17 protein-coding genes are annotated in these 18,457 nt (G+C 52.4%); all 17 read left to right on the top strand.

The window, feature by feature from the left end:
• Nucleotides 1–4: 4 nt before the first annotated feature.
• A complete protein-coding gene (gene hisC / locus J4D52_RS03540; RefSeq protein ID WP_063432593.1) occupies nt 5–1,117 on the top strand; it encodes a histidinol-phosphate transaminase in 1,113 nt (370 codons plus the stop codon).
• Between the two features lie 28 nt (nt 1,118–1,145).
• A complete protein-coding gene (locus J4D52_RS03535) occupies nt 1,146–3,353 on the top strand; it encodes a bifunctional prephenate dehydrogenase/3-phosphoshikimate 1-carboxyvinyltransferase (RefSeq protein ID WP_063432592.1) in 2,208 nt (735 codons plus the stop codon).
• On the top strand, nt 3,350–4,039 hold the full coding sequence (gene cmk, locus J4D52_RS03530) for a (d)CMP kinase (protein ID WP_007931317.1): 690 nt from the start codon (nt 3,350–3,352) through the stop codon (nt 4,037–4,039). Before J4D52_RS03535 ends, cmk begins: the two co-directional genes overlap by 4 nt.
• A gap of 121 nt (nt 4,040–4,160) precedes the next feature.
• A complete protein-coding gene (rpsA, locus tag J4D52_RS03525; RefSeq protein WP_007931318.1) occupies nt 4,161–5,855 on the top strand; it encodes a 30S ribosomal protein S1 in 1,695 nt (564 codons plus the stop codon).
• A 203-nt stretch (nt 5,856–6,058) separates the two neighbouring features.
• Nucleotides 6,059–6,340 (top strand): hypothetical protein, encoded by a 282-nt coding sequence (locus J4D52_RS03520; RefSeq protein ID WP_063432591.1) that lies wholly within the window; start codon nt 6,059–6,061, stop codon nt 6,338–6,340.
• A gap of 183 nt (nt 6,341–6,523) precedes the next feature.
• Entirely contained in the window at nt 6,524–6,817 is a 294-nt protein-coding gene (gene ihfB, locus J4D52_RS03515; protein WP_025805547.1) for an integration host factor subunit beta, read from the top strand.
• A 22-nt stretch (nt 6,818–6,839) separates the two neighbouring features.
• The gene (locus J4D52_RS03510) at nt 6,840–7,061 is read left to right on the top strand and encodes a lipopolysaccharide assembly protein LapA domain-containing protein (RefSeq protein WP_025805546.1); all 222 of its coding nucleotides are present in this window, start codon (nt 6,840–6,842) and stop codon (nt 7,059–7,061) included.
• 159 nt (nt 7,062–7,220) lie between these two features.
• Nucleotides 7,221–8,273 carry a Wzz/FepE/Etk N-terminal domain-containing protein gene (locus J4D52_RS03505; RefSeq protein ID WP_102676644.1) on the top strand — a complete coding sequence of 351 codons (1,053 nt, stop codon included), beginning with the start codon at nt 7,221–7,223 and terminating at the stop codon, nt 8,271–8,273.
• Between the two features lie 416 nt (nt 8,274–8,689).
• On the top strand, nt 8,690–8,932 hold the full coding sequence (locus tag J4D52_RS03500; protein ID WP_124303231.1) for a hypothetical protein: 243 nt from the start codon (nt 8,690–8,692) through the stop codon (nt 8,930–8,932).
• Between the two features lie 40 nt (nt 8,933–8,972).
• A complete protein-coding gene (gene wecB, locus J4D52_RS03495; RefSeq protein ID WP_025805543.1) occupies nt 8,973–10,103 on the top strand; it encodes a non-hydrolyzing UDP-N-acetylglucosamine 2-epimerase in 1,131 nt (376 codons plus the stop codon).
• Between the two features lie 9 nt (nt 10,104–10,112).
• Nucleotides 10,113–11,384, top strand: coding sequence for a UDP-N-acetyl-D-mannosamine dehydrogenase (gene wecC, locus J4D52_RS03490; RefSeq protein ID WP_081251685.1), 1,272 nt, complete (start codon nt 10,113–10,115; stop codon nt 11,382–11,384).
• The gene (locus J4D52_RS03485; RefSeq protein ID WP_025805541.1) at nt 11,381–12,820 is read left to right on the top strand and encodes a mannose-1-phosphate guanylyltransferase/mannose-6-phosphate isomerase; all 1,440 of its coding nucleotides are present in this window, start codon (nt 11,381–11,383) and stop codon (nt 12,818–12,820) included. Before wecC ends, J4D52_RS03485 begins: the two co-directional genes overlap by 4 nt.
• Nucleotides 12,821–12,842: 22 nt before the next feature.
• Nucleotides 12,843–13,880: a GDP-mannose 4,6-dehydratase gene (gmd, locus tag J4D52_RS03480; RefSeq protein WP_025805540.1), complete on the top strand. Its 1,038-nt coding sequence runs from the start codon at nt 12,843–12,845 to the stop codon at nt 13,878–13,880.
• Nucleotides 13,881–13,893: 13 nt separating this feature from the next.
• Entirely contained in the window at nt 13,894–14,784 is an 891-nt protein-coding gene (locus J4D52_RS03475) for a GDP-mannose 4,6-dehydratase (protein ID WP_231103275.1), read from the top strand.
• A 47-nt stretch (nt 14,785–14,831) separates the two neighbouring features.
• Nucleotides 14,832–15,845 carry a glycosyltransferase family 4 protein gene (locus J4D52_RS30455; RefSeq protein WP_230589647.1) on the top strand — a complete coding sequence of 338 codons (1,014 nt, stop codon included), beginning with the start codon at nt 14,832–14,834 and terminating at the stop codon, nt 15,843–15,845.
• A 41-nt stretch (nt 15,846–15,886) separates the two neighbouring features.
• Entirely contained in the window at nt 15,887–17,134 is a 1,248-nt protein-coding gene (locus J4D52_RS03465; protein ID WP_102676604.1) for a lipopolysaccharide biosynthesis protein, read from the top strand.
• Nucleotides 17,135–17,153: 19 nt separating this feature from the next.
• Entirely contained in the window at nt 17,154–18,452 is a 1,299-nt protein-coding gene (locus tag J4D52_RS03460; RefSeq protein ID WP_025805535.1) for an oligosaccharide repeat unit polymerase, read from the top strand.
• Nucleotides 18,453–18,457: the final 5 nt, after the last annotated feature.

The following is an 18,457-nucleotide window of genomic DNA, read 5'->3' as shown; positions in this document are numbered from 1 at the left end:
AACAATGAGTGGCGACTTCCTCGCTCTGGCGCAGCCAGGCGTGCAACAACTTTCGCCTTACGTTCCGGGCAAGCCCGTGGACGAACTGGCACGCGAGCTGGATATCGATCCGGCGAAAATCGTCAAGCTGGCGAGCAACGAAAACCCGCTGGGCGCCAGTCCCAAGGCGCTGGCGGCGATTCGCGAAGAGCTGGCCGAGCTGACCCGCTATCCGGATGGCAACGGTTTTGCGCTCAAGACCCTGCTGGCCGAGCGCTGCGGCGTCGAACTGGAGCAGGTCACCCTGGGCAATGGTTCCAACGACATTCTGGAACTGGTCGCCCGTGCCTATCTGGCACCTGGCCTGAATGCGGTGTTCAGCGAGCACGCCTTTGCGGTCTATCCGATCGTTACCCAGGCCGTGGGTGCCGAAGCCCGTGTGGTTCCGGCCAAGGGCTGGGGGCATGACCTGCCGGCCATGCTGCAGGCGATCAATGCCGATACCCGGGTGGTCTTTATCGCCAACCCGAACAATCCGACCGGTACCTGGTTCAGTGCCGAGGCGCTGGACGAGTTCCTCCAGGACGTACCTGCGCACGTGCTGGTGGTGTTGGACGAGGCTTACATCGAATATGCCGAAGGCAGCGACCTGCCGGATGGCCTGGATTTCCTGGCGGCCTATCCGAACCTGCTGGTTTCGCGAACCTTTTCCAAGGCCTACGGCCTGGCGGCGCTGCGCGTGGGTTATGGCTTGTCGACTCCGACCGTTGCCGACGTGCTCAATCGCGTTCGCCAGCCATTCAACGTCAACAGTCTGGCCCTGGCGGCGGCGTGTGCAGCGCTGCAGGATGCCGATTACCTGGCCGAGAGCCGTCGTCTGAACGAGGCAGGCATGCAGCAGCTGGAAGCTGGCTTCCGGGACCTGGGCCTGAGCTGGATCCTTTCCAGGGGCAACTTCATCGCCGTGGATGTCGGGCGGGTTGCCGCGCCGGTGTTCCAGGGCTTGTTGCGTGAAGGGGTGATCGTGCGTCCGGTGGCCAACTACGGCATGCCGAATCACCTGCGCGTGACCATTGGCCTGCCGGCTGAGAACACCCGTTTCCTCGAGGCTTTGGCCAAGGTCCTGGCTCGTGGTTGATGTCATTCCAGTGCAACCTGCGGTGCCTATGATCGGTCGCCTGGTGGTGGTCGGTCTGGGGCTGATTGGCGGTTCCTTTGCCAAGGGCCTGCGTGCAAGTGGCGTATGCCGCGAGGTGGTCGGCGTCGATCTCGATCCGCAATCGCGCAAGCTGGCCGTTGAGCTGGGTGTGGTGGATCGCTGCGAAGAAGACTTGGCGCTGGCGTGCCAGGGCGCTGACGTGATTCAGCTGGCAGTACCGATTCTGGCCATGGAAAAGCTGCTGGCGATTCTGGCCGGCATGGATCTGGGGCAGGCGATCCTGACCGATGTCGGCAGCGCCAAGGGCAATGTGGTGCGAGCGGCGACCGAGGCTTTTGGCGGCATGCCACCGCGCTTCGTCCCGGGGCATCCGATTGCCGGCTCCGAGCAGAGTGGGGTGGAAGCTTCCAATGACCAGCTGTTCCGTCGCCACAAGGTGATCCTGACGCCGCTGGAACAGACCGACCCGGCAGCGCTGGCGGTGGTCGACAAACTCTGGCGAGAGCTGGGGGCCGATGTCGAGCACATGCAGGTCGAGCGCCACGATGAAGTGCTGGCGGCAACCAGCCACCTGCCGCATTTGCTGGCGTTCGGTCTGGTCGATTCGTTGGCCAAGCGCAGTGAAAATCTGGACATCTTCCGCTACGCTGCGGGCGGTTTCCGTGATTTCACGAGAATCGCCGGTAGCGATCCGGTCATGTGGCACGACATCTTCCTCGCCAATCGCGAAGCTGTCCTGCGCACACTCGATACATTTCGCAACGACCTCGACGCCCTGCGCGACGCGGTCGATGCAGGGGATGGGCACCAGTTGTTGGGCGTATTCACTCGCGCCCGGGTTGCTCGCGAGCATTTCAGTAAAATCCTGGCCCGCCGGGCCTATGTGGACGCTATGAACTCCAATAACCTGATTTTCCTGGCAAATCCTGGTGGCCGCCTGACTGGGCGGATTCGTGTACCGGGCGACAAGTCGATTTCCCACCGTTCGATCATGCTCGGCTCCCTGGCCGAAGGTACTACCGAAGTCGAAGGCTTCCTCGAGGGCGAAGACGCCCTGGCGACGCTGCAGGCTTTCCGTGACATGGGCGTGGTGATCGAAGGCCCGCACCATGGTCGCGTGACCATCCATGGCGTTGGTCTACACGGCCTGAAGCCGGCTCCGGGGCCGATCTATCTGGGCAACTCCGGCACCTCGATGCGTCTGCTGTCCGGCCTGCTGGCTGCGCAGAGTTTCGATAGCGTGCTGACGGGCGATGCCTCGCTGTCCAAGCGTCCGATGAATCGCGTAGCCAATCCGCTGCGCGAGATGGGGGCGGTGATTGAAACTGCCGCGGAAGGGCGTCCGCCGATGACCATCCGTGGTGGTCACAAGCTCAAGGGTCTGACTTACACCATGCCAATGGCCAGTGCCCAGGTTAAGTCCTGCCTGCTGTTGGCTGGTCTGTACGCCGAGGGCAAGACCACGGTGACCGAGCCTGCGCCAACCCGCGATCACACCGAGCGCATGCTGCGTGGTTTCGGTTACTCGGTAGCGGTCGAAGGCGCCACGGCCTCGGTCGAGTCTGGTGGCAAGCTGCAGGCGACCCATATCGAGGTGCCTGCGGATATCTCCTCGGCGGCCTTCTTCCTGGTGGCTGCGTCCATCGCCGAAGGTTCTGAGTTGGTGCTCGAGCACGTTGGCATCAACCCGACTCGTACCGGGGTAATCGATATCCTGCGTCTGATGGGGGCTGATATCAGTCTGGAAAACCAGCGGGAAGTCGGAGGCGAGCCTGTGGCGGACCTGCGCGTTCGTGCGGCGAAGCTCAAGGGGATCGAGATTCCGGAAGAGCTGGTTCCGCTGGCGATCGACGAATTCCCGGTGCTGTTCGTTGCCGCGGCCTGTGCCGAAGGGCGTACCGTGCTGCGTGGTGCCGAAGAGCTGCGGGTCAAGGAATCCGACCGTATTCAAGTGATGGCCGACGGTTTGCTGGCCCTGGGCGTCAAGTGCGAGCCGACTCCGGACGGTATCATCATCGATGGCAGCCAGATTGGCGGCGGCGAAGTGCACGGGCATGGCGACCACCGTATTGCCATGGCCTTCAGTGTGGCCTCGTTGCGCGCCAATGCGCCAATCCGCATCCATGACTGCGCCAACGTTGCCACGTCCTTCCCGAACTTCCTCGCGTTGTGCGCGCAGGTCGGTATTCGCGTTGCGCAAGAGGCTCAGTCGTGAACATCAAGGCGCCAGTCATCACCATCGATGGGCCAAGTGGCTCGGGCAAGGGCACTATCGCCGGGATTCTGGCCAAGCGCCTGGGGTGGTGTCTGCTGGATTCCGGTGCCTTGTATCGCCTGCTGGCTTTTGCCGCACGCAATCATGGTGTCGACCTGACCAACGAGGAGTCGCTGAAGCTGTTGGCGGCTCATCTGGATGTGCAGTTCGTCGGAGCGACCGAAGGTCATCCGCAACGCATCATTCTGGAAGGTGATGACGTCACCGATGATTTGCGCAACGAGCAGGTTGGCGCCTGGGCCTCCCAGGTCGCGGCGCTGCCGGCCGTGCGAGATGCGCTGTTGCAGCGTCAGCGGGCTTTTCAGGAGCCGCCGGGACTGGTGGCCGATGGGCGCGACATGGGGACAGTGGTATTTCCCGATGCGCCCCTGAAGATATTCCTTACTGCAAGTGCCGAGGAGCGTGCGCGTCGCCGTTACTTGCAGTTGAAGGGAAAAGTCGATGGTGTTAGTCTGTCGAGTCTGCTAGATGAGATTCGTGCGCGCGATGAGCGTGACACCCAGCGAGCAGTCGCCCCGCTCAAACCGGCGGTTGACGCTATACAGCTGGATTCCACGGAGTTGTCCATCGAGCAGGTGCTGGAACGCATCCTGAGCGAAATCGCCATTCGCGATATCGCCGGGTGACCAAGGAGGAGCGCAGGGGACCAGTCATAGTCCTGCGGTCCTTCTTTTATATGAACGTAACCCACATTGTCTGGGATGTGGCAGATGGGCGTATTCTTCGCCCTTATCAACAGGAATTAAAATGAGCGAAAGCTTTGCGGAACTCTTTGAAGAAAGCCTAAAAACCCTGAACCTTCAGGCAGGCTCCATCATCACCGGTGTTATCGTCGACATCGACTACCAAGCGCGTTGGGTAACCGTTCACGCTGGTCTGAAGTCTGAAGCGCTTATCCCGCTTGAGCAGTTCTACAACGATGCTGGCGAACTGTCCATCAATGTTGGTGATGAAGTTCACGTTGCTCTGGATTCGGTTGAAGACGGCTTTGGCGAAACCAAGCTGTCCCGTGAAAAAGCCAAGCGCGCTGAATGCTGGATCGTTCTGGAAGCAGCCTTCGCAGCCGAAGAAGTGGTCAAGGGCGTTATCAACGGTAAGGTTAAAGGCGGCTTCACTGTCGACGTTAACGGCATCCGTGCGTTCCTGCCAGGTTCTCTGGTTGACGTCCGTCCAGTGCGCGACACCACGCACCTGGAAGGCAAAGAGCTCGAGTTTAAAGTCATCAAACTCGACCAGAAGCGCAACAACGTTGTCGTTTCCCGCCGTAGCGTCCTCGAAGCCGAGAACTCCGCTGAGCGTGAAGCTCTGCTGGAATCCCTGCAGGAAGGTCAGCAAGTCAAAGGTATCGTCAAGAACCTCACCGATTACGGCGCATTCGTCGATCTGGGTGGCGTCGATGGCCTGCTGCACATCACCGACATGGCTTGGAAGCGTATCAAGCATCCTTCCGAAATCGTCAACGTTGGCGACGAGATCGATGTCAAGGTTCTGAAGTACGATCGCGAGCGCAATCGTGTTTCCCTGGGCCTGAAGCAACTGGGCGAAGATCCATGGGTTGCTATCAAAGCCCGTTACCCAGAAAGCACTCGCGTTACCGCTCGTGTAACCAACCTGACCGACTACGGCTGCTTCGCTGAGCTGGAAGAAGGCGTTGAAGGTCTGGTGCACGTTTCGGAAATGGACTGGACCAACAAGAACATCCATCCTTCGAAAGTCGTACAAGTCGGCGACGAAGTGGAAGTTATGGTTCTGGACATCGACGAAGAGCGTCGTCGTATCTCCCTGGGCATCAAGCAGTGCAAATCTAACCCATGGGAAGATTTCTCTGGCCAGTTCAACAAGGGCGATAAAATCTCCGGCACCATCAAGTCGATCACCGATTTCGGTATCTTCATTGGTCTGGACGGTGGTATCGACGGTCTGGTTCACCTGTCCGACATCTCCTGGAACGAAGTGGGCGAAGAAGCCGTACGCCGCTTCAAGAAGGGCGACGAGCTGGACACCGTTATCCTGTCGGTTGACCCAGAGCGTGAGCGTATCTCCCTGGGTATCAAGCAACTGGAAAGCGATCCGTTCTCCGAGTACGTTCAAGAGAACGACAAGGGTGCAATCGTTAAGGGTGTTGTAAAAGAAGTTGACGCCAAAGGCGCCATCATCACCCTGGCCAACGATATCGAAGCTACTCTGAAAGCCTCCGAAATCAGCCGTGACCGCATCGAAGATGCTCGTAACGTCCTGAAAGAAGGCGAAGAAGTTGAAGCCAAGATCATCAGCGTTGACCGTAAGAGCCGTGTAATCCAGCTCTCGATCAAGTCGAAAGACGTTGAAGACGAGAAAGAAGCTATCCAGAGCCTGCGCGACAAGCCAGCTGCTTCGGATATCGCTGCTGGTCCTACCACTCTGGGCGACCTGCTGCGTGCACAGATGGAAAAGCAGAACTAAGTTCTGTCAGACCATAGAAAAAGGGCGACTTCGGTCGCCCTTTTTTGTGCCTGCGATTTGGGTTCTGGCTTGCATCTGTCAATGGGGGGAAACCAATAGAGTCATTCGGGTGTCTATTTTCTTAAGCGGATCAATAACCTATTCAGGGCTAGGCTTACTTGGACTGAATGATGCTGGGGCGATTGCCCGGTATAAGGAAGTAGATGAAAAATCTCATTGTGGTTTTTGCCGTTCTAGTCTTGGTGGGCTGTGCGACCAATGCCAAGGTCCATGCAGTCCGTGGTGTCAGTGGTATAGAGATCGATTGCTCCGGTCTTGGGGCTGGATGGGACAAGTGCTACAAGCGCGCTGAGCGTGAATGCAGGGGGGATGGCTATAAGGTTATCACCAGGTCCAGTGATGCCAAGGATGAAGAGGGGGATTATCCCTTTGGCTGGAATCCTGCGGGTTACCTCACGCGGACCATGCTTGTCATATGCCGTTAGTAGGATGGCGTGGTGAGAGGTCAGATTGCTGCGGAGTTTTCGTTTTAGGCGCTGTTGGATGTCTTCGTTTATGGCGTTTTCGCAAGGGGGGAGATAAGTCAATGCTTGGGCTGTTCAAAATCTCCCGGTCGTGCTAAAACCTTTGAAGCGCTTATCTAGCTGCTTGAAAAAGAAGGGAAAAATATGACGAAGTCGGAGTTGATCGAACGAATTGTCACCCATCAAGGGCTACTCTCATCCAAGGATGTGGAGCTGGCCATCAAGACCATGCTTGAGCAAATGTCCCAATGCCTGGCAACCGGAGATCGTATTGAGATTCGGGGCTTTGGCAGCTTCTCTCTGCACTACCGTGCGCCGCGCGTAGGTCGCAATCCGAAGACTGGTCAGTCCGTCAGTTTGGATGGCAAATTCGTTCCACATTTCAAGCCGGGCAAAGAGCTTCGGGATCGTGTGAACGAGGAAGAGGAGGGGGTGTGATGTTTGTGGCGGGAGGGATCGTATGCGTGCTTTGAGGCGTGTGCTGCTCGTGGTCGTTTTGTTGGTTCTTATCTTGCTGATTTTGATCTTTGTGCTAGAGAATCAGGAAACTGTTGCGTTGAATTTTTTGGGTGGTTCTATTTCTGAATTTCCTATTTCTATCTACATTATAATTTCACTGTTGATCGGAATGACTTTAGGTCCATTGTTGAGAGTCGCTATCAGTGGGGGGCGGAAAAGATAGTGGTCATTGTGGTCATGTAGTGCGGTTCCTTCAGTAAAGAAATTTTTTCGCTGCTAATGTTTTCAACTGCTAGCCTGAAGGTGTTTTAAGTGGGCTTTGGCAGTAATGTTGATCGGTAACTTTTCGAGTCAGGCTGTGTCATTAAAAGGGTTGATGTGCATGCAAGGCGATTCCATAGCAAACAAAAAAAATGAGGAAGTGGATCTGCAGGAGCTTGCTCGGGTTCTCTGGGGCAAAAGAACCATGATACTGATCTTGACGTTGGTGTCGGTGTTGTGTGCTGCAGCGTTCGCTTTTTTGAGTAAGCCTGAGTATGAAGCCAAGGGGTACGTAGTGCCTCCGACACAAAAAGACATAGAAAACTTTAACTACGGCCGAGCCAAGGACTCTCAACTGACTCCTTACACCATTAAAGATGTGTACGGTGTATTTACATCTTACTTTCAGGCTGAGTCGCTCCGGCAGGAGTTTTTCAATAATATCTATTTGCCTTCGTTGAGTGAATCGGAGCGCCAAAAGTCTCCAGACAGATTGTATGCCGATTTCTCCAAAAAAATAGCTGTTGCCCTGCCAAGTAAGGATTTTGCTGGGCGCTATTTCATTACGGTGCGAAGCGATAGTCCTGCTCGATCTGTGGAATGGATTCATCAGTATATTGCTCGTGCCAGTGATCTCGCCAAGCAAGAGTTGTTGGCGAACGTAATGCGAGAAGTTGAGGTCGGTGCGCGAAACGTCGAGCAGCAAATTGCTACGTTGCGTAATGTCAGTCAAAAAGAGCGTGAGGATTCTATTATCAGGCTTCGCGAGGCTTTACAGGTTGCGGAAGCCTTGGGGCTTGAAAGGCCGCTGATCATCACTGGAAATCCAGCTATCGAGATCACCGGCAATATGGCTGGCCAGCTTATTTACATGCGTGGTACCAAGGCTTTGAAGGCTGAAATTGAGAACCTGGAGTCACGAAAGTCGGATGATCCGTTCACTGATCGTTTGCGTGAGCTACAAGCCAAGTATGATTTTTATAAGGGTTTTGAGATCAAGGCTCGTGATGTGTCTGTCTATCGAATGGACGGCAGTATTGCTCGCTATGACACTCCGGTAAAACCTGTGAAATCTTTGATTCTTGTGCTGGGGTTGCTATTTGGTTTGGTCGTGAGCTGTGGGGCGGTGCTCATTGGTTATTTGGTGACTCGAGGAAGGTCTGCATCCTCCTGAAGGTTCTGATCTGTGAGTGAGGAGCGCACTGTCTGTGTTGCGCTAGCGCAGATGTCTCTTTTGGGGGGAAATTTAAGAAATAACCGGCCCTGATCCGGTCTTGCTCTATTGCTTTTGGCTTGATGTGCTTGATGTGCTTGGGGAGGTTGAGGGTTTGAGGGCGGGGCGTCTGCTGTTTACATTTGCTGGCACCGCTCGTCGGCATGTGGTGGAGCTCTGTAATGAGCATCAAATGCATCGTTTTTTTTTTCTATCCGGACTGACCGATAGCGGCCTGATGGGCTAAGGGCTGGGGTTCAAGTTTTCGTGGTAATGGCGCCATAAAAACTTGGGCAGCTGTCCAGAATTACTCGGTCAGTTCAGGCATAATGCTTTGAATAGCTTGGTTGTTGGCTGGTTGATTTCCAGGTTCCGTGATGGCTTCGATTCCTATGGTGCTAATGCGTGTCGGTAGTGGCAAGGTGCTGGCTTTTATTGCTTCAAAAGCAGCTTTCAGCCAGCATCTACGAAGGTTTTGGTCGCCAGACATCGTTCGCCGGGTGAATGTGGATAATGTATTATGCCCGATGGCGATGTCTGCAATTGGGCGTGAGGTCGTCCGATCATATCTGGTCGATAGGTCAAGCAATGGTATGGCGGTAATAAAGCTTTCAGGCTGAACTGCTGAATAAATAATGATATGGAATCATTGGTAATCTAATGACTTTAAAGATCTTGAGTGTTTTCGGGACGCGGCCGGAAGCCATAAAAATGGCGCCACTGGCTTTGGCATTGCATGCGGATGAGCGTTTCGACGCTAAAATCTGTGTCACGGGTCAGCATCGCGAAATGCTGGATCAAGTACTGGAGTTATTCGAGCTTGAGCCTGACTTTGATCTAAATATCATGAAGCCAGGCCAAGATCTTACCGATGTAACCACTTGCATTCTCCAGGGAATGAAAGGCGTATTCTCTAGCTATAAACCAGACATTATTTTGGTTCATGGTGATACGGCTACTACTTTTGCAACAACTCTCGCAGCTTATTACCATCAGATTCCTGTGGCGCATATCGAGGCAGGGCTGCGTACAGGTAATCTCTATTCGCCATGGCCAGAAGAAGCCAATCGGAAGTTGACTGGCGCATTGGCTCACCTTCACTTCGCTCCTACACAAAGATCTGAGCAAAATCTGTTGCAAGAAGGTGTACTGCCTGAATCGATCTATGTAACCGGAAATACCGTTATTGACGCCTTGCTGAATGTTGTCGAGAAGCTCGAGTCTAATACTAAGCTGAATCAGCAGTTTTCAGAGCAATTCAAGTTTCTTTCAGCAGGACGCCGTTTGATTCTTGTCACGGGGCATCGCCGAGAAAGCTTTGGTGATGGGTTTGAAAGAATCTGTATGTCATTGGCTTCTATTGCTCGGGAGTTTGATGATGTCGAGATCGTTTACCCCGTTCATTTAAATCCTAATGTGCGTGAGCCTGTCAATCGTTTGTTGTCCGGTATTGAGAATATACATCTTATCGAACCACTGGATTATCTTCCTTTCGTCTACTTGATGAACCGCTCTTATTTGATTCTGACAGATTCCGGTGGCGTGCAGGAGGAAGCTCCATCCTTGGGTAAACCTGTTTTGGTTATGCGTGACACTACGGAGCGACCAGAAGCCGTCGAGGCAGGTACTGTCAGGTTGGTGGGTACTGAAAAAGAAAAGATTACCAGCAATCTGCGCGAGCTTTTACTTGATAGTGACGCTTATCAGGAAATGAGCTTTGCTCATAATCCTTATGGCGATGGTAATGCCTGTGCCCGGATCGTTAATACTCTTGCCACTTTTAAAAAGTAAGGTTTCGTTATGAGCTTTTCCACTATTTCCGTGATTGGCCTAGGGTATATCGGCTTACCCACTGCCGCAGTGTTTGCTTCGCGAAAGATAAAAGTTATTGGTGTCGATGTTAACCAGAAAGCGGTAGATACCATCAACTGTGGGCAGATCCATATCGTAGAGCCTGATCTTGATATTGTTGTTCACGCGGCTGTAACCGAAGGGTACCTGCGTGCCAGCACTCGCGCAGAGCCTGCAGATGCTTTTTTGATCGCTGTACCTACTCCCTTCAAGGGCGATCATGCTCCAGATCTTTCTTATATCGAGTCTGCAAGCAAGTCGATTGCGCCTGTTCTGAAAAAGGGTGATCTGGTTATTCTCGAGTCCACCTCGCCTGTAGGTGCAACCGAGCAAATGGCGCAATGGCTGGCCGAGGCACGCCCGGACCTGACCTTCCCTCAGACCCATGGCGAGGCATCGGATATCCGAGTTGCTCATTGCCCGGAACGCGTGTTGCCTGGCCATGTGCTGCGTGAGTTGGTGCAAAATGACCGGGTTATTGGTGGCATGACACCTAAGTGTTCTGAGGCCGCTACCCGCCTTTACAAGTTGTTTGTAGAAGGCGAGTGTATTCTTACCAATGCGCGCACAGCGGAAATGTGCAAGTTGACCGAGAATAGCTTTCGTGATGTCAATATCGCGTTTGCCAATGAGCTTTCAATGATCTGCGATAAATTCGGTGTTGATGTGTGGGAACTCATCAAGCTGGCTAATCGACATCCTCGAGTCAATATCCTGCAGCCAGGTCCTGGTGTAGGGGGGCACTGTATTGCTGTCGACCCTTGGTTCATCGTTAGTCAGGCCGAAGGGCAGGCGAAACTGATCAAAACTGCTCGTGAGGTCAATGATTCAAAACCATCTTGGGTTGTTGAAAAAGTTGATGCCGCGGTGGCTGATCATCTTTCGCGTAATCCTGGAAAGCCTGAGAAAGATGTTGTTATTGCCTGTTTTGGTCTGGCATTCAAACCTGATATCGATGACCTGCGAGAAAGTCCATCGTTGGAAATTACCAAACACATTGCGGGTTCTCACCCTGGTAAAGTCTTGGCAGTCGAACCCAATATCGAGTCTTTACCGGCAGCCTTGGCATTGCCTGGCGTGGAACTTTGCGCGATAGAAGAAGCCTTCGGTCGGGCAGATGTTCTTTTGCTTCTAGTGGATCACAAACAGTTCAAGACCGTCCCGTCGTCGACTCTGGAGGGTCGTCAGGTAGTTGATACTCGTGGGATCTGGTTTGTATGAAAATCCTTCCGGTAATCATGTCCGGAGGCGCCGGGACGCGCCTATGGCCTCTTAGCAGAACGCTTTACCCTAAGCAGTTTCTAGCTATATCAGGTCGTGAAACCTTGTTTCAGCAAGCCATTGGCAGGTTGATTGGGATAGCTGCATCAGGTTCTGATTTGCTGCCACCTTGTATTGTTGCCAATGATGAGCATCGTTTCCTGTGTCTGGACCAGATTCGGGAGATGAAGCTGAGCAAGAGTTCCATCATTCTCGAACCTATAGGGCGCAATACGGCGCCCGCGCTCACGCTGGCTGCTCTCTATGCGCGGGATGAACTGGCACAAGTCGATCCAGTTCTAGTTGTGGCGCCTGCTGATCAAATGATTCTCGATGTGCAGATGTTCACGCAGTCGATCAGCAAGGCTGTTGAAGTCGCAGCGGATGGCAGTATTGTCATATTGGGTATCAAGCCCGATCGCCCTGAAACAGGCTATGGCTATATTCATTCGACAGATGCCGCTGAAGTTAAACGAGTTGACGCCTTTGTTGAGAAACCGGGGCTGCAAACTGCGCAGAAGTATCTGAGCGAAGGTAGTTATTTCTGGAACAGCGGTATTTTCGTTCTGCGAGCATCCGTGTGGTTGAAGGCGCTTGAAACTTTCAGGGAAGATATTTTCCTCGCCACTGAGAAAGCCTGGGCCGAGAGAACTCAGGATAATGGATTTATTCGACCTCAGGCCGATGCCTTCTCTCTTGTTCCGTCGGAATCGATAGACTATGCGGTGATTGAGCACTGCGCGAAGCATCCGGAGTTGCAACTCAAGATGCTGGCGATGGATGCTGGTTGGTCTGATCTAGGGGCATGGGACGCCGTCTGGCGCTCAAGCGAGAAGGATGACAGCCTAAATGCAACTCATGGCGATGTGATTGTCGAGTCCAGCGCCAATACGCTGGTTTACGCTTCTCACCGACTGGTGACCGCTGTTGGTCTCGACAATATCGTGATTGTCGAGACGCCCGATGCTGTTTTGGTTGCCAACAAGGAGCGCAGTCAGGGCGTAAAGGCGATTGTCGAAGCATTGAATGTCTGCTCGCGGAGCGAGACCAAACTGCATCGTCGCGTTCACCGGCCTTGGGGTTGGTATGACAGCATTGATTCCGGCTCGCGCTTTCAAGTGAAGCGGATATTGGTCAAGCCAAAGGCAACGCTGAGCTTACAGAAACATTATCATCGCGCGGAGCACTGGATTGTTGTTTCTGGTACAGCAGAAGTTACCTGTGAAGACCGGGTTTTTCAGCTGAACGAAAACCAGAGTACTTATATTCCTGTTGGGCATGTGCATCGTCTTTCCAATCCGGGCACGATACCTCTTGAAATTATCGAGGTACAGTCCGGAAGTTACTTGGGTGAGGATGATATTGTTCGATTTGATGATACTTACGGTCGTGTATAAGATTTAAATAGGGGCTGTACAAATGCAGAAGAATGCGCTGGTCACCGGTGTTACTGGTCAGGATGGGGCTTACCTTGTTGAGTTGCTGTTGTCAAAAGGTTATGAGGTCTACGGAGCATATCGGCGTACGAGTTCTGTAAATTTCTGGCGGATGGAAGAGTTAGGTGTCCTGAATCATGATCGCCTGCATCTTGTCGAATTCGACTTGACCGATCTGGCTGGGACCATTCGCTTGATTGAAAACTGCAAGCCAGATGAGGTGTATAACCTCGCAGCCCAAAGTTTTGTTGGTGTTTCTTTCGATCAGCCTATCACTACGGCTCAGATTACTGGTGTTGGTGCGCTTAATCTGCTTGAAGCAATACGGATTGTAAACCCCAAGATCCGTTATTATCAGGCATCGACTTCTGAGATGTTTGGATTGGTTCAAGCTGTTCCCCAATCCGAAAGCACTCCGTTTTATCCTCGCAGCCCTTATGGGGTGGCGAAGTTGTTCGCGCATTGGACCACGATAAACTATCGTGAGTCTTATGATATCTTTGCTACCAGCGGTATTCTGTTCAATCATGAATCCCCATTGAGGGGTAAAGAGTTCGTTACTCGAAAGATTACCGACGCAGTAGCTTGTATTGAAATGGGTACTCAGCAAGTGCTGGAACTCGGCAATATGGATGCCAAGCGTGACTGGGGGTTTGCCAAAGAGTACGTGGATGGCATGCACCGCATGTTGCAGATCGATACGCCGGAAACTTTTGTCCTGGCTACAAATCGCACTGAAACCGTTCGTGACTTTGTCTCCATGAGCTTCAAGGCTGTCGGTGTTGATATCGACTGGCGTGAAAGTGGTGCGAACGAGTTTGGTGTCGACCGTAGAACGGGCGTAACTCGAGTCAAGGTCAACCCGCGTTTTTATCGGCCCGCGGAAGTAGAGCTGCTGATCGGTGACCCGTCCTTCGCCAAAGAGCGCCTGGGCTGGAAGCCTGAAACCACGCTGGAGCAACTTTGCCAACTGATGGTAGAGGCTGACTTGAGAAGGGCTCGTAATGGCGTCTCACATTAATGACCGAAGGGTCTTGATCACGGGCCTCTCGGGTTTTACCGGGAGGCACCTGGCCGAGACTCTGACCCAGGCCGGCTGGCAGGTTGCCGGCCTGGGGGGGCAGCGACTGCCTTGCGAGTTTGATCACCTGGAAGCTGATCTGAATGAGACCGATCGGTTGCGCGATTGGATAAAGCAGGTTCGGCCGACACATGTCATCCACTTGGCTGCCTTGGCCCATGTGACGGGCAGTGATGCGCTGTCCTATTACCGAGTCAATGTCCTAGGTACGGAAAGTCTGCTTACCGCTATCATCGAGTCGAACATAGACATCGAGAAGGTGGTGGTTGCCAGCAGCGCCAATATCTACGGTAACGCGCTTTCGTCACCTATCGTGGAGTCCGCCCAGCCACAGCCGATGAACCATTATGCGCTGAGCAAGTTCGCCATGGAGGCTCTGCTCCGCAAGTGGTTTGTTCGCTTGCCTATATTGGTGACACGGCCATTTAACTACACGGGACCAGGCCAATCGGAGTCCTTTGTGTTTTCCAAGATCGTCGGTGCTTTTGCCAGAGGCGAGAAGGAAATCAGGCTGGGGAATCTGGATGTTTCTCGCGACCTTTCTGATGTGAGATACGTGGTTGAGGCCTATGCACGCCTTTTGACGTGCGAAAAACATAGTGAGTTTATCAACATCTGTTCGGGGCGCAGTATTTCCTTGCTCAGCGTGATTGACGAGATGGTACAGATTGCTGGATATCGGCCCAATATAGTAGTGGACCCGGCTTTCGTCCGGAGTGATGAAGTAAAAGAGCTTTACGGAAGTTCGGCCAAACTTTTCGATACGGTGGGGTTGTTAGAGGTGCCTAGTCTGCATGAGACACTTCTCTCTATGTATCAGCAAAAGGTAAGAGTCCAAGGTTAATAGCTATAGCGGGTTGGTGAACTGTGCGTATATGTTTTTTTGCGAATATGTCAGCTCACGCCAATTGGCGTGAGCTGTTTGATAAAGTCGAGTTTTATAGAGTCGATATTCGGATTCTCAAAGAGCTCGGGCATGAGGTTGTGCTATCCGGGACGCCAGGGACCCTGGATTGGAAGGCCGATCTTTATTTTTGTTGGTGGTGGGGGCATTCACCTTTTCCGTTGCTTGCGGGAAAACTTCGCCGTCGACCGGTTGTGGTAACTGGAGCTTTTGATTACTCCACCTGCCGAAAAGAAATCCCGGGACTCTGCTATCTGGATCGGCCGTGGTGGCAGAAACTTGTACTGCGTAGCTCTTTGTTATTGGCTGATAGAAACCTATTTATCTCGAAGTCCGAGTGTGAAGAGGTTACTTCCAACCTTCCGGTAAAAAACCCGGTCTATGCCACGTTGGCGATCGATACAGAGTTCTATTCACCGGGTGAAGCGCCGTCTGCCGAGTCGGATTACTTTTTTACCGTCACTTGGACAAGTCGGACCAATGCTATTCGCAAAGGTCTCATTCCGACCATTGAGGCATTCGCAGAAGTTGCGAAGAAATCGACCAATCTTCGGTTGGTAGTGGCTGGCAAGCATGGCGACTATCTGGATGAGCTGAAGAACCTTGCAGATAGACTTGGTGTCGCAGACAGGGTCGAATTTGTCGGGATGATTTCCGATGAAGAGAAGCTCGAGCATTACCGCAAATGCCTTGCTTATGTTCAGCCTACCCTTTACGAGGGGTTCGGGCATGCCATAGGCGAGGCTTTGGCCTGTGGGGCGCGGGTAATCACCTCGCCAAGAGGCGCGGTGCCTGAGGTCGCAGGGGAGTTTGCTTACTGGGTCCAGCCGGACAGCCAGAAAGAGATTGCCGCAGCCATGGAAATGGTAGTGGCTACACCTATTGCGGAGGGAGAGGCACAGGCCAGGCATCAATGGATTTCCTCTAACTATTCGATCGCATCCCGCCGGGCCGCATTGAAAAGTGTTCTGGATTCGTTGTCACCAGAAAAGAAAGGATGATTTTCATTGAGCATAATAAATAATTTTAATGGTGGTACTGCGTGCTAGCTCGTCTGATCAGCATTTTCGAGAATTCGAGGCTATTACAGCTGTTTGTTATCACCGCTTGCATCCAGGGCGGCGTTATCATCAGTCAATTTTTGATTACGCCTTGGGTCGATCCCTCAATTGTTGGGGTCGTGCGTTCTTTAGAGACCATCATAGCGCTTGTTGTGCTGGCGGGTAGTCTAGGGATGCAAAGTATTGCGATTCGGGATACTGCGGCCCACTGCGATGCCTCTAGTCAGAGTGCTGTACTGCGACAGGTTTTTTTGCTTGTCGCGCTCGCGTCCAGTGTTGTCATTTTTGGAATATTCGTGGCTCACGAGTTTGTCCTGACTTCAGCGATAAGCTCTTATGTTTTCACGACCTGCGGTTTGGTCGTGCTCACCAACTTACTACGTGTCAGCACGGGCTTTGCTCAAGGTGCGAAGGCCATTGGTGAGATTTATATTGCGCTGATGCTGGTTACAGCGGTGGGTGTTGTACTGCATGTCGTACTGACAAAACTATATGGTGTAAAAGGCTGGATGGCTGCTCGCTATCTGGGGGAATTCTTCTGCCTTATGGCCGTATGGTGGAAACTTAGAAGCTATATTTTGCCTGCGTTGAACTTTACGGCAGCGGATAGAAAAGAATTGCTGCTTACTGCCAAGTCTGGTTTGACTATCAATGCCAGCCTATTTGTTCGTTTGTTGGTTGACAGCTTGCCGGTCCTGATGTTAACCGCGTTGCATGTCAGAACCGAAGAAATAGGTTTTTTTGGTATCGCCATATTGAGCCTCGTTCTTGGGCTGTTGCCCCTGGCTATCATTGCCCAAAGAGCTTTGCCTGATCTAGTTGAAGCACTTCATTGTCCAGATGAGTTGAGAGCAAAATATTCCGCTGTTTCAAGAAGTATGCTGAAGGTGTCTCTGGCTGTTGCCTTGTCATTGATCTTCGTATCGTCAATCTGGTGGCTGTTTATAGGCGGTGTGTATAAAACTACGGCTCTTTACGTCATGGTGCTGGCATTGACTCTGCCGTTAAAAGCCATTGCGCTCTCTTGCGGAACAATGTTGGTAGCGCTGCGGGTCTTTGGATTGAGTCTAAAGGTTAATATTCTGGAAGGTGTGCTTGTTCTGATTCTTCTCTATATGGGGATTCCGGTTCTGGAAGGGTGGGCCGGGGTTGCGGCTTATATGGCTGGCGCATTGCTATCGGCGGTGTTGCTGTTCTCTGCGGTGAGAATCCGCCTAGCTGATTTATAATGCCAAGAGAGGAGGGGTCATGTTAAAAGAAAGCTGGTTTGTGTCAGCAGCTAAAAAAAAGACTTTTGACTGCTTTAGTGCAGGCTTTTTCTTTTTGGTGATCTGGTTTGCAGGTGTGATAGTCCCCTTGTATCCATTTATTATCGGGATAGATGGGTTTAGTCAGTTTTGGGAGTTCGACTTCTCTGACAAAAGCACAGCCATTGAGTCCGCGCTGCTGTTATATACAGCGGCGCTTTTATTTGTCTTGCTGGGCTGTTATCTGGGGCGTAAGACTCAATTCTCGATCCCTGGTAAGGTTCGTTATATCGGTAGCGCGAGAATTTTCTCCCAGCGCTCGTTTATATTTACCATGTTAGCGCTGTTGGCATTCGCCATGATCTTGGTTGTGTTGGGAGGTGTCTCGGGATTGCTTCAGGGGGCGAGTGATCGAATCAGGGCATTTGCTGGTTTGAATGGTTTGTTTCTTTTAGAGAACCTGCTCCTTTCAGTGTCGCTAGCTTGGTTTATCCGTCTGACGCGTGGTGAAAAGAAGAAGCTTTCCGAACGATTTTGCTTTTGGTTATATCTTTTCGTAGCTTTATTTGTTTGCGCGTTGCAAGGGCAAAAGTCAACAATCTTTATTATCATATTGTCGCTAATTATTGTCAGGCACTATCGGGTTCAACGTGTCAGTTTGGTGAAAGGGGCTGTGCTGGGTTTTGTGATGTTTGTGTCACTGATGATCTATCATTTGCTTAAGCAGGAGTTGTTGGCGACGGGAAGGTTTTTCTTTATTAATGAAGAGCAGGGTGTGTTCTTGTCCTTTGTTCATCTTTTGGCAACGCAGTTTACAGGGAATCTCATGCAGTTGCAGACCATGACTGTACTGGTCGATGCCATGCCCAAGGGCCTGGAGTGGCAAAATGGATCAACACTGTTAATGATTGTTTTGATTCTGATTCCATCTGGGCTTTTTCCCGATAAGCCTCTTACCGCTGCCGGAGTATTTACCGGTGCCTTTTGGCCGGATAAATGGTTGATGGAGGGCACTACACTACCGCCTGGTATATTTGGTGAGCTCTATATGAACTTTGGAGCTCTTGGCGTCTTATTTGGTGGCTTGTTCCTTGGGCTTCTGTGGGGGCGGCTCTACGGGGCTGTTATCTACAACCCCAAAAGTGACCGGGCATTGGGAGTGTATGCACTGGCCGTCGCCTCAATGCTTCATTTGTTCAGGGGGGAACTGGCTTCGGTAGCTCTTCTCGTTGCCTCTATCTTGATTCCCTTTTTATTCTTAAGCTCAAAGCGCCAAGAACCTGTTAATAATTCGATCTAGAGACT

The sequence above is a fragment of the Pseudomonas sp. GW460-12-10-14-TSB1 genome, assembly GCF_017349775.1.
Lineage (GTDB): Bacteria > Pseudomonadota > Gammaproteobacteria > Pseudomonadales > Pseudomonadaceae > Aquipseudomonas > Aquipseudomonas piscium.
Note: the sequence above shows the minus strand (reverse complement) of the source record. Positions and strands in the feature narration are given on the sequence as shown.